The sequence below is a fragment of the Neobacillus drentensis genome, from assembly GCF_021560175.1.
GTDB classification, from domain to species: domain Bacteria; phylum Bacillota; class Bacilli; order Bacillales; family Cytobacillaceae; genus Neobacillus; species Neobacillus drentensis_A.
The window spans coordinates 5,187,405-5,200,709 of record NZ_CP091110.1; the positions used below are offsets into that span (position 1 = coordinate 5,187,405).

At 32.3% G+C, this 13,305-nt stretch carries 12 protein-coding genes; all 12 read right to left on the bottom strand.

Going from position 1 to position 13,305, the window contains the following annotated elements; genetic code table 11:
- Position 1 precedes the first annotated feature (1 nt).
- The gene (locus L1999_RS24650; RefSeq protein ID WP_235740932.1) at positions 2–931 is read right to left on the bottom strand and encodes an ATP-grasp fold amidoligase family protein; all 930 of its coding nucleotides are present in this window, start codon (positions 929–931) and stop codon (positions 2–4) included.
- The gene (locus L1999_RS24655) at positions 915–2,417 is read right to left on the bottom strand and encodes a lipopolysaccharide biosynthesis protein (protein WP_235740933.1); all 1,503 of its coding nucleotides are present in this window, start codon (positions 2,415–2,417) and stop codon (positions 915–917) included. Before L1999_RS24655 ends, L1999_RS24650 begins: the two co-directional genes overlap by 17 nt.
- Positions 2,418–2,467: 50 nt before the next feature.
- Positions 2,468–3,082 (bottom strand): acyltransferase, encoded by a 615-nt coding sequence (locus tag L1999_RS24660; RefSeq protein ID WP_235740934.1) that lies wholly within the window; start codon positions 3,080–3,082, stop codon positions 2,468–2,470.
- A gap of 309 nt (positions 3,083–3,391) precedes the next feature.
- Entirely contained in the window at positions 3,392–4,555 is a 1,164-nt protein-coding gene (locus L1999_RS24665) for a glycosyltransferase (RefSeq protein WP_235740935.1), read from the bottom strand.
- Between the two features lie 23 nt (positions 4,556–4,578).
- Positions 4,579–5,895: a hypothetical protein gene (locus L1999_RS24670; protein ID WP_235740936.1), complete on the bottom strand. Its 1,317-nt coding sequence runs from the start codon at positions 5,893–5,895 to the stop codon at positions 4,579–4,581.
- An 89-nt stretch (positions 5,896–5,984) separates the two neighbouring features.
- Positions 5,985–7,082 (bottom strand): glycosyltransferase, encoded by a 1,098-nt coding sequence (locus tag L1999_RS24675; RefSeq protein WP_235740937.1) that lies wholly within the window; start codon positions 7,080–7,082, stop codon positions 5,985–5,987.
- Positions 7,083–7,197: 115 nt separating this feature from the next.
- Positions 7,198–8,403, bottom strand: a complete 1,206-nt coding sequence (locus L1999_RS24680; RefSeq protein ID WP_235740938.1) for a glycosyltransferase — start codon at positions 8,401–8,403, stop codon at positions 7,198–7,200.
- Between the two features lie 94 nt (positions 8,404–8,497).
- On the bottom strand, positions 8,498–9,565 hold the full coding sequence (locus tag L1999_RS24685; protein ID WP_235740939.1) for a glycosyltransferase family 4 protein: 1,068 nt from the start codon (positions 9,563–9,565) through the stop codon (positions 8,498–8,500).
- 96 nt (positions 9,566–9,661) lie between these two features.
- Positions 9,662–10,465, bottom strand: coding sequence for a WecB/TagA/CpsF family glycosyltransferase (locus L1999_RS24690; protein ID WP_235740940.1), 804 nt, complete (start codon positions 10,463–10,465; stop codon positions 9,662–9,664).
- Between the two features lie 85 nt (positions 10,466–10,550).
- A complete protein-coding gene (gene gmd, locus L1999_RS24695) occupies positions 10,551–11,642 on the bottom strand; it encodes a GDP-mannose 4,6-dehydratase (RefSeq protein WP_235740941.1) in 1,092 nt (363 codons plus the stop codon).
- 17 nt (positions 11,643–11,659) lie between these two features.
- On the bottom strand, positions 11,660–12,601 hold the full coding sequence (gene fcl / locus L1999_RS24700; RefSeq protein WP_235740942.1) for a GDP-L-fucose synthase: 942 nt from the start codon (positions 12,599–12,601) through the stop codon (positions 11,660–11,662).
- 16 nt (positions 12,602–12,617) lie between these two features.
- Complete coding sequence (locus L1999_RS24705; protein ID WP_430539990.1) at positions 12,618–13,298, bottom strand: sugar transferase; 681 nt, start codon at positions 13,296–13,298, stop codon at positions 12,618–12,620.
- Positions 13,299–13,305: the final 7 nt, after the last annotated feature.

Here is a 13,305-nt window from a genome sequence, read left to right on the forward strand (position 1 = left end):
ATTATAACACCTTTTTAATATTTGTATTTTTTGGTAATTCAAGCAACCTTCCAACTTGCAAATCATATTCTGGAGGTTGTATTGGAATAAATCCGCTCGTAGGAGAGAATGTTAATTCAGAGAAATATACACGACCATTAATTTCATATAAGTCAACACGCAAAAAAAGGTGTCCCTGTGATAGCTCTTCTGCAAATGTTTTCATTAGTTCAAAATTTAACGGCTTTGGAGGTATTTTATCTATTCGTAAAAAATCGCTTCTTTCAAACGGTAAACGTTCCCAATCTAAATTTAAAAAAGCCATAGATGCCGTACTATGTTTCTCCATACCCTGAGATAATTGTACGAATTCTGGCTTTCCATTAAAACAATAAAACTTATAATCTTTTAAAACGATTGATGAAGGATCTCTCATATATTTTTCTGCAATTACCCTAGGTTTTACATTTTTATATGGCCATTCTCGCCCATTATAAAAATAGTTTCTTTGCAAGCACCTATTGATTTTACTTCGGGCCGACTCCATATCAAGAGTCTTTTTATCTCTACATATTACTAACCCACCGCAATCATGTGTACATTTTAAAACAAATTGGTCCGGTAATCTTTCAATATTTATATCATCAAAAGAGTCCCACACCCCATAAGTTGGTATAATAAAGTCTGGTCCGATTTTTTCCGTAATATATTTTTTCGCTTCATACTTATCTACCATTTGTATATATTTTGGATTCCGATCATAAATTTTAAGCCACTGTAGTTTCTCGTTAAATGTTTTTGGATTATTCAAGTCCAGCTTTTTTTTCATTCTAGAAATATACATTATATTAAGGTAGGCTTTATCTGGGAGCCAATTCAAGTACCCTTTCCAATTAGCCCATAAAATAATCTTTTGTGGTTGTTTAATTATTTTATTAATTTTCTCTAGCAATGGATTCGCCTTCCTTTAATTTTCTTAAATGTAGCTTACTATTTTTACCTAACTTTTTAATAATGATATCACTTAAGTACAAAAAGCTATCAAGTTTAAACATATAAGAAGAACCAAGATATATTATTCCGCCACAAAAAATTTGCAATGCTAATGTTAAAATAGCTGGGAGAGAAAGCCAAGAAAAAGTATAAACAATTCCGCCCATTGCAATAGATAATAATAACGCCGGTGCTATATCACGAATTTGTTCTCTCATCGAGTAATTTATTAACTTTTTATTAGGAATCATGTTTATAATCATTGAAATACCCGCGAAAACAGCATTTGATATCGCTAAGGCATATACACTAATATTCATGCTTATTAAAAGGATCAACACACCAATAACTTTTTTTAAGATTTCCAAATTCATTAACAAATCACTTCTACCTAAAGCTTTAATTGCTTGCCAGTTCGCAGTTTGCATTGGTTGGAATAACCAATATACGCAACATATCTGTAAAAAGGGAACAACAAACAACCATTTTTCAGTGAGTAAAACCATAATTAAAGAATTTGCAACACTCATAAGGCCTATCATAAGCGGAAAAATTAAATAAGCAGTAATTTTCATAGCTCTTCTAGTTAGAGTTTTTAAACTCATAATATCGTCATTAACCTCTGCCATCGCAGGAAATACAACTTTTGAAATCGCTGTGTTAATATTAGTAATAATAATACTTGGAAATTGATTTCCTCTATTATAATAGGCCAAATCAGACATGGTATAGACTTTACCGATTATAAGACTTCTTAACTCGCTGTATAGGCTAATAATTAAATTGGTTACAACAAGTTTCCATCCAAATCCCATTAGTTCCTTAGCAGATTTTACAGAAAATATTAATCTAGGTCTCCATGATATGGTAAAAAATAGGATAATTGTACCAACTATCGTACTAATTAGGTATTGAGCTACTAATGCCCATATGCCAAATCCGTAATATGCCATTAAAATACCAATTAATCCTGATACTAGTGTGCCACCTAGGTTTGACAAAAAGAATTTTTTAAATATCATGTTTTTAGACACGTATGCTTCTTGAATGGTACTTATAGATGAAACTGGTATTACCAATGCAAGTACTCGTAAAACCCATAATAATTCAGCATTATCATAGAATGACGCTATAAATGGAGCTGTAAAAAATAGAATTACATATAGAAAAATAGAAATAACAAAACTGCAATAAAAGATTGTAGAAAAATCTGTCTCATCCGCGTCCTTTTTTTGTATCAATGATTCACCAATTCCAGTTGAAACGAAAACGTTTGCCAAATTAATAAAAACAAGAATTAGTGCTATTACACCATATTCATTAGGCATTAGCAGCCTTGCTAAAATAATCGATAAAGCAAATGAGACACCTTGCGTCATCATTTTCTCACCAAATGTCCAAAACAATCCAGAAACAACTTTATTCTTAAGATTTTTTTCCTTCATAATAACCTCTCTGTCGATTACTTCATCCTCCGGTTAACAATTAAAAATATTTAATCAGTGGCTTCATCGATTTTTCGTATGAATTTTGCTGGATTTCCCGCCCATATCTCATTTGGTGGAATTTTACCCACAACTACTGAACCGGCACCAATAATACTGTTTTTTCCAATATGACTTCCTTTTAATATAAACGAACCTCCTCCTATAAAAACACCATCCTCAATTACGATTGAACGTTTTCTTACTTTATTATCATTTTTATATTTACCATATCGGTACTCTGTCTCCAACGGATGAAAGTCTGTGTCAAATATTTTACATCCTGCGCCAATTAATACGTGATTTCCTATTTTAATAGACTCCATACTTGTAATGGCCGTATTTGAGATACCAGTATTATCACCGATAGTCACTGAAGCACCTTGAAATATCTGGAAGTACATTCTATCTCCTAAACCTATCGGATTGGCCCAGCTTGCAGAATTCATAGTAACATGGTTGCCAATTTTGATTTTCCCATAATTTTTAAAATATATAATACCTCTTGTCTTAAAATGTATACCGACTTCTACATGATATAGTTTACATTTCAAGCAATTCGTTCGAGTGTATAATTTTGTAACAAACGGTATCCACACTCGATCAATTATTTTTTGTAAAATCATTAAACAGCCCCTCCTTTCTGATTATTTCAATAATTTTACTATTCATTTTTAGCCAATACACTTTATTATTTTTTATGTTGTTTTTTCAACTTATATCATATACGCAAGTAATAAACTTCAATCTTAATACTTGTAAAAAGCAAATAAAATTAACCGACAGTATATAACAAGGAAATAAAAAAATCCGTTATTAAATTACAAAGTGTACTTTATATAGAACAAAAGTACACAAAATTCATTTTGTTTAGAATTTATGTCTATCAGTAATTCCAAAACTACTTGTTCTTAAAGCTTAATATCATAATCTCCTTACATACTCTCAAGAGCTAAATGGATTTTTCCTACCCAATTTCTATAATCAAATTTCTTTTCAGCACATTCTCTAGCTTTTAATGATAAATTTAATATTTCTTCATGCTTCATAGTCAAAGCTTTGCGGATTTTCTCTAAGCATAAATCTATCTTACAACCATCAAAAATCAGACTATTAACATTATCTTCTAAATAATATTTAGTATAATCACCTACACGCGATACAATTGGTATAACACCATAGCACATTACCTCTGGAACTTTGCTTGGAAAATTTGCTAAAGTCATTTGATTTTCTTCTCTAGCTAATATCAAAAAGTGCATAGATTGATACAATTCTACTAGTTCTTCATAATGCATCCATTTGTGTATTATAAGAATATCTTTTAGACTATCATATTCAAGGGAAGACAATAGGCTTTTAATTTTCTCTTCCTTAATTCCGCATAAATGTAATTCAACTCGTTCTTTTTCTTGGAATGTCAATTGACTAAAACTTTTAAGAACTACCTCGATTGAATCTTTCATTAGTCCATTACCTGGAAAAATAAACTTAATTTTATTAAAAGTTTTTTCTCCTACTGGGTATTCAAGTGCATCTGCCATAATTGGTAAGCGGAGGCTTTTGCACCTGTTTCCAATTAACTGATTTTCTATATATGAAGAAATTGGAAAAATTAAATCATGTTTTGGTATAAAATCTTTTAAATAAGTGTTGTATCTCTTTTCTCTTTCCTTTGAATCAAAATAGCTGTTAGGAAACCATTCAACAACAATATTTACTGATTTAAAGCCAATCTTTCTTTTTAATTTTAAAATCTCACGATTAACATCCAAGTCTCCAGAATATACCAATACAATATCTTTACTTGTTAAATTATATTCCTTTAAAATATTGACTAAGATATGCCCTAGAAAATAGTGATATTGTAAGCGACGTAGAACTCTTATTTTTGTTACATTGAAGGGAATGATTTTAATTCCATTATATGTAAGGTGACCTTCTTGCATTTGAAGTTTAAATTCGGCATTTATATCTGTAATAACAAAGACATCATATTCTGCCTCTTTCAATGCTTGACTTAAGTATTGGATATAATTGGCCTTTGCTGATCCTCTAGGGAAATTTGAATTTCCAAAAATAAAAATTCTTTTCTTCATTATAAATCCTCCATTTGATCTGACTAACTAATTAGTTTATTTACTTTTCTCCTCATCACATTCATGATTTTGTTATTGTCGTTCCCGTTTGAATATAATTGTTTTTTAAAGGCAACCTTTCTTGATTCCTTTACCATTTTATGTGCTCTTCCAATAAAAACAAATACAAGTAGGGTACCCACATTCCACCCTATTTTATAATAGACTGATAATCCACCTAAGGCTGCTAAAAAGAGGATACTCATTAATCTGCAACCATTAATAAAAGCTTTTTCATCTCTATTTAAACTGCCTATTTTTATTTTTCTAAATAAATCACTAATTACACCAACCAAACAAAAAATTGGTATGATCCCATAATGAAACATGAAGTAAATATATTGATTATCAAAGTACTTATAGTTGGGATTTCCTAAAAAATTATAACCAGCATTAATACCATTCCCCAAAATTAAACTTAGTGGATTTACTTGTGAAAAAAATATTTCGTACTGTCCAGATCTCGTATCTTCACCTATACGGTTAAAAAGAGCTCCTGTAATATTGGGAAATAAGTATATAATTACGATAAACACCAACAACAAAATACATAAAGACAATAATTTCCTAAGGAAACTTTTTTTCCCCGAGGTGAGAGCCATAATAAAATAGAGTATTAAAACACACTGGATAACCCAACTTCTTGAACGAATTAGAAAAGCACAAATTAATAAAAACATCCCTAGAATATACTTCAAAGACTTTTGATTACCTCTATTATCAGACATTCCTAATGCGTAACACCAATAAGCGCTGATTAAAACCGAAAACATTTCTTTACTTGGTGATGATCTAGTCTCAACTGAAACTCCATACTGCAAAATAAAAGAAATACTATTCCATAAAATAAGTATAATCATAATAACAACTATATATGGAATAACTTTTTTTGAACTATTAAAGACAGTCTTATCGTAACCAAGTAAATAAAATAACGGAATTAAACTTAAATTTATCGAAATATCACTTAGAAATATTTCTTGAAAATTTGCTTCAAATATTGAAATGATACACCAAATTAAAAAAACAAGAATGCTTAAATCAATAATCAAATGAATTTTTCCCTTTTTTTGATGTCTATGTATGCTTAAAGCCAATAAAATATATACTAAATAAAAAGCTATTTTTAAGCATCTCGATGTGAAAGTAGAGTAATTAAATACATAAGTGTATGCCAATGCATCATCTGTTTTGCTCCAAGAACCTGTAATTCCTGGCAAAATTAAATTAATTAACATTAGCAATATTATGCTATTAAATAGTAATCCTTTTATATTAATTTTCAACTCATTTAGATGCATAGTAATACTCCTATTAGCGTTTCAATGGTCAACTAATCTAGTACAATTCCCCATTGACTGCCGATTAATATTGATTCTGAACATTCCTTTCACCAACGCATCTCAATTAAATCATTTATTTCTCTTTTAAATCTTTCTATTACTATATCAGCCTGAAATTCTTCTTTTACTTTTTTCTTAGCTGCACTTCCCACTTCATGACAAAACAAAGGATTTTCAACACAATAATTAATTGCAGCTACTAATTCACCTATATCGTTACTTTTAATCAAAATACCATTTTCCTTATTTTGTATAAGATCTTTAGGACCAGTCGGACAATCTGTCGATATACAAGGCAATCCAACAGCCATGGCTTCCATTAGAGCATTTGGCATCCCTTCATAATTGGACGATAAAACAAAAAGATCTGTAGACATTAACGCATCAGTAACATTAGAAACTCGTCCTTTAAAACTCACAGCATTCTCAATTCCTAAATTTTTTACTAAAATCCTCAAATTATTTTCTTCTTCACCTGATCCATAGAGACTCAATTTTAGAGATTTATTTGTTTTATACACCATTGCGAAGGCCTGAATTAAGAGGCACTGGTTTTTCTGAGCACTTAACCTCCCGAAGGTGGCTATTTCTGAAATAAATTCCCTATTCTGATAATTACACTCTATTAAGACATTACTTACCGGATTTGGAACCACAATAATTTTTTTACTTGAAAATTTCGGAAAAAATTCAGCTTGTTCTTCAGTTTGCAGAAAGATCCCAGTAGATAATAATGCAATCATTTTCCCAAGCAGCCTCATCTTTTTAGATTCAGGATAAAGAAAAGGATTGTTTCTTACAGTAAATATGAAGGGAATTTTCATAAATCTCGAAGCTATAAAGCAATGATTTACTGGGGCAGGTAAAAAAGGGATGATAATATCAGGGCTGATTTCATAAATCATTCTTCTCAATAATGAAAATTTTTGTAAATAATATTTAATTTTATTTTTTCCATTTCTTTTAGGTAATAGGTGGAGTTTCACTTTATCTGAAATTGGATATTCACTTTTCACTCTCTCATATAATATTAGGTGAACATCATAACCCTTCTCAGCCATGCCACTTGCTAATATAGAAACGACTCTTTCTGCTCCACCAGATGAGAGAGAATTTGTTACAAAAAGGTACTTTTCAACAGGCATATCAATAAATCCCCTTAGAAAATTTTCAAATATAGTAAATTCTATTTTTACAAAAATAGAAGCAAAGTGTTTCAAGGCATCTTTTACTAATTTTAAAGAGTGCTAGATTATTATTTTAGTTGATTTGATTGTAGTACATTTCAATTAAGTCCTCGTTGCCATATTCATGTGATTGTAAGTATTCACACAAGTGATTCCGTTTATGGGGATTGTTTAATAAATCTATAATAGCCAGTGCGATTTGGTGAGGTTCAAGAGGTATGACTATTCCTTCTGATCCCTCTAAAATTTGATCCCTAACAGTATCGTAATTGGAAACAACGATCGGTTTAGCCAAGATTTTAGCTTCATCCAGTACTACAGATTTTCCTTCATATCTGGAAGGCTGAACAACTAAATCACAATAATAGCAATAGGGATAAGGATTCTCCCTGGTCCCTAATAAAATTACTTTGTCCTCTACCTTTGCCTCATTTATTTGCTTCTTTAATTTTTCTTTTAGTTCCCCCTGCCCGATAATATACCAGATAAAATTAATGTTTTGATCCTGCATAATTTTTGCCGTTTGAATCGCCACATCAAACCCTTTTTGGCTGCTTAACCTACCAATTGATAATAGTATTGCTTTCTCAGGTTCCATTGCTCTAACTTCCTTATATTCATTTGGAAGAAAATCAAGTGCCAATTTCTTAATTAAGGAGGATGAAGTTAGATTCGGTATACATATTGACTTGTCAGCAAAGTCAGGAAAAATATCACTAAATATTTTTATGCATTCATCAGATATTGAAACTATTCTATCGAATTTCGCAAAATAAGGCCTATCTAACTCTTTATCAAAACCATCTGCATTATAATCATTGTGTACCCATGTAATCTTCTTCTTGGCGTTTACCTTATCAGCTACATAGTACATAGCTTCACCGTGCATATAAGAAAAAGCTACGTCATATTGTCCTGGTAAATCCTTAATAGCATTTCTATAAAATGTGTTCCATCTAATTTGTTTCCCTTTGTTAGTATTGCCGTTATATCTCAACCTTGTATAAAATGTACCAAGATATCTCCTAAAACCTGCATTTAATGAAGATATTTTTCTCACTCCATCAGAATCCAACGGTTTGAATGCATATTTTAATGTACTAGGTATGTTTAATATATTTACTTCTTTCGGTACTTGTTTAATAAAAATACCCTCATGTTTAAATAACAACAAATCTACTTTATACTTTGAATAATCAAAAAGACTTAGTAGATTGACTAAGCTTTTTTCTGCTCCACCAGTTGTTAATGCTGATATGACAAATAGAACTTTTTTCATTTACTTGACTCCTATTTATTGATTTATTAGCAATAAAATAAAATAGGGACAACTTATGTCACTTATTGAAAAGATTTACGCTAATCCGATGTAGTTAATGTTTTGTATATAGTCTAGCTAATCGTTTTATATGCCCTTCAAACGAGTATCCTTGTTTTACTATTTCCACACTGGATTCACCATATTTCTTACGAATCTCTTCATTCATTAAGATTTTTATTATTGCGTTACTAAATGCTTGAATATCACCAGGTTCACAAACATATCCATTTTCTCCATTATGAACAATCTTTGGTATCCCACCTACATTGGTGCTAACAATTGGCAAACCATAGCCCATAGCATCCAAAATTGACATCGGCATCCCTTCGTTATATGAGGGCAGAAAGAATATATCACTTTCTCTGAGTAATCTATCTTTTTCTTTGTTCCTTACCCACCCAGGGAAAATTACATTTTTTTCTATACCTTTTTCCCTTAACAACTTTTGTATCGATCCGATATCACCAGTACCACCTAAAACAAACTTAACATTAGGAAAACTTTCCACAACTTTTTCAACTACAGCCGGGATGTCGTAACACCCTTTTCTTTGTCCAATCTCACCTAGAAAAAGAATCTGTTCATTTCTTTGCCGATTTACGTTTTCTTTAATTGCAGCCTCACGGATTCTACTATAATTCTCAATAAGTTCAATTTTATCATTTTGAACAATCAAACTCAGTCGTTCCTTCCACTCATCAGAAAGGGCAATAATTACAGTACATTTGTTATATACTTTTTTTATCAATATTTTTTTCTTCTTACTTGCATTCAAATAAAAACTATCAAAATCTGCCCCGTGGCAGTGATTAATTATTGTTTTTTTCGCCCAACTCGCCATATAGATAAACGGAATCTTCCGATAAAAACTAGGACCAAATGAAGAATGAATATGAATGAGTTCGGGTTTCTCTAACAAAAGAACTTTCGCAAAATGAAAATATCCTTTAATACTTTTTAGCAGTTTTGTAAACTTCCTACCGTCTTTATATGATTCGACATAACTTATTGTAAACTCTTGATCTAGCATGGAACCTCTATACCCATTAACTACAGCAGCAATCCCGCCTTTAACCATTGGATTTTGGACTATCATACAAATTTTCTTTTTTTCACTCATATCAATCACCGACTATTTATTGTTTCACTTCTATGTGATTATAATGTTCATATAAATCCGCAGAAATCTAACCTTTATTTCAGGCCCGAATTCACATTATTTCCCTCTTAAAACCAACCATATGAACTTTGTGTTAGTATAAAAATATCTCTTAAACAATCTTTTCGGGTCTTGCATCAACCGGTAGAACCATTCCAAATTACTCTTTTGCATCCACTCAGGTGCCCTAGAAATGTTTTCTGCATAGTAATCAAATCCGGCACCGATACCAATCATCAAGCCTTTTACCCTACCTTGGTGAGCTGCCATCCACCTTTCTTGCTTCGGTGCGCCAAGACCAACCCAAACAAAGTCAGGCTCCGTCCCATTGATGACATTAACAATAGCCTCATCCTCCTCCTTTGTCATCGGTCGAAAAGGAGGACTGTACATTCCGGAAATTTCTAAACCAGGATAATTTTCTTTTAGTTTTTGAAATAGTTTTTCTAGAGTTTCTTCCGTTGACCCATAAAAGTAATGACGGTAACCCTCCTTAGCGGAAATCTTGAAAATTTCTCCCATTAGACTCGGACCAGTAGTTCTTGCCATGTTTTTATGGCCACGTTTTCTGCCAATAGTAGATAGTGGGCCACCATCTGGAATAGCCATAATGCCACTGTTCTGAATAGCACAGTAATCTGGTTCTTCATAGCTAGTTATTGTAGTATGAACATTTGAAACACAGATGTATTCACCGGTTAAATCTTTTATATTTTTATTTAAATAATCAATTAACCACTCCATATTAATCGCGGCAATATTTACCTCTAAGATATTACATGTAGGAATCTTCGATTCATCAACTGTTCGGACAAAACCCTCAACAGGTTCATCTGCAGTCTTTCTCAACACATTAGACATCTGTGTCTTCCCCCGAGTCAATTGAAAATAATTTATGAGTATTCTGCCAATTTATTGAAAACTTCTGATACAAAAAAGGTAATGATTACACTAAAACATAATCAAACATCTTTTTAGCTACATCTTCCTTCTCAACTTTCTTCATATCGGCCTCAACCATTATACGAACTAACTCTTGGAAAGAAGTTTTTGTCGGATTCCACCCCAATAATGTTCTTGCTTTTGTTGGATCGCCCAATAACTGCTCTACTTCAGCAGGTCGGAAGAATTGAGGATCAACTTCAACAATTACTTCACCTGTTGCTTTGTTAACACCTTTCTCTTCTACACCTTGCCCTGTCCATTCAATATCAACACCAACATGTTTAAATGCTAACTCTACGAATTCTCGTACAGTATGCATTTCACCAGTTGCAATTACGAAATCTTCAGGATTATAGTGCTGAAGGATTAACCACATACATTCAACATAATCTTTCGCATAACCCCAATCACGTAAAGAGTCTAGATTTCCTAATAACACTTTCTTTTGTTTCCCCTGAGCAATTCGGGCTGCTGCAAGTGTGATTTTGCGGGTTACGAAAGTTTCACCACGGCGTTCTGATTCGTGGTTAAACAAAATCCCATTTACTGCAAACATATGATAAGATTCACGATAATTCTTTGTTATCCAGAATCCATATATCTTTGCCACTCCATATGGAGAACGCGGATAAAATGGAGTTGTTTCTTTTTGTGGAACCTCCTGTACTTTTCCATAAAGTTCAGAAGTAGAAGCCTGATAAACACGTGTTTTATCTGTTAATCCTAAAATGCGAAGAGCTTCCAAAATATTCAATGTACCTTTTGCATCCACATCTAATGTATATCCTGGCATGTCAAATGAAACACGAACATGGGATTGGGCTGCAAGGTTGTAGATTTCATCTGGTTGAATTTCACCAATTATTCTAGTAATGTTTAAAGCATCTGTAACATCTCCGTAGTGAAGGTGGAAATTTTGGTTATTTATTAATACATTTGCTTCTTCAACAGTAAGAATATCTTCTAATCGTTCTTGGTTATAAGAAGAGCTACGGCGAATTATACCGTGGACTTCATATCCTTTTTCTAATAAAAACTCTGCTAAATATGAACCATCTTGCCCTGTCACACCAGTAATTAATGCTTTTTTCATGTTAGTCCTCCAATTTATTAATGTATTTTTGATAATTCATTTTTCAAAAACCATTTATATGCTTTTTGTAGTCCTACTTCTAAAGGAATACTCGCTTTCCAGCCCAGAGAATTTATTTTCGATACATCCACTAATTTACGAGGTGTTCCGTCGGGTTTTTTCGTATCAAATTTGATTTCACCCTCAAAGCCAATAACCCTCTTAATGGTTACAGCAAGATCTTTAATTGAAATGTCCTCTCCAACACCTACATTTACTATTTCATTTCCTTCATAATGATTCATTAGGAACACACACGCATCAGCCAAATCTTCTGAATATAGGAATTCTCTTTTTGGCGTTCCTGTTCCCCATACCTCGACCTCAGAAATGTTATTTACTTTAGCTTCATGGAATTTATGAATTAACGCTGGCAATACGTGCGATGTATGTAAATCGAAATTATCATTTGGGCCATATAAGTTTGTTGGCATAACGGAAATGTATTTTGTTCCAAATTGTCTATTGTATGATTGACACATTTTAATCCCGGCAATTTTTGCAATCGCATATGGTTCATTCGTTTGTTCTAGTTCACCAGTTAATAAGTACTCTTCTCTTAGAGGCTGAGGAGCAAACTTAGGATAAATGCAAGTACTTCCTAAGAAAAGTAGTTTCTTTACGCCGGTTTTATATGCTGCATCGATTACATTGGTTTGTATTAAAAGATTATCGCGAATGAAATCAGCTGGATACTCATTGTTTGCTACGATTCCTCCAACTTTTGCGGCAGCTAAATACACATACTCGATTTCCTGTTCTTCGAAAAAGTTTAAAACTTTCTCGAAATTCCGTAAATCTAATTCACCGCTAGTTTTATAAATTAAATTTGTAAATCCTTCGTTCTCTAATTTTCTTAAAATCGCAGAGCCAACTAGCCCTCGATGTCCAGCAACATATATTTTTGAATGTTTTTTCATTCAAACACCCCTTTATTTAAAAAGCATTCTTGGATCCAAATAAAACGAGAAAGGTTTTCAAAATAATTTTAATGTCCATCCAAATATTTCTTTCAAAAATATATTTAATATCCAGTTCAACCATTTCCTTAAAGCTCAGACTATTTCTCCCGCTAACCTGCCACAAACCTGTACATCCTGGTATGACAGTTAATCGCAGCTTATCGTAATCATCATATTCTTCAATTTCTCTGGGTAATGGCGGTCTAGGTCCAACTAGGCTCATCTCACCTTTCATTACATTCCAAAGCTGAGGAAGCTCATCAATACTGGATTTTCTTATAAACTTGCCTACCCTCGTAATACGGGGGTCATCTTTCATCTTAAACATAGCCCCACTTATTTCATTTTTTTCTAATAAATCCTTTAATAAATCCTCCGCATTGGTAACCATTGAACGAAATTTGTACATATAAAACCTTTCTCCATTTTTACCAATTCGTTGCTGCTTGAAAAAAATGGGGCCTCTTGGATCCTGCATTTTGATAAGAATTGCAACAATCATAAAAAAAGGTGATAATAAGATGATTCCAGCGAAAGCTCCAACAACATCTAAGACACGTTTCGTAAGTAAATAACCCAATTTTTGATTATCAAAATTTTTCGGATAAAAATCACTAACCATGTTTACTTTTTCTTTCGTTTTAGTAAGGGCCAACAATCTC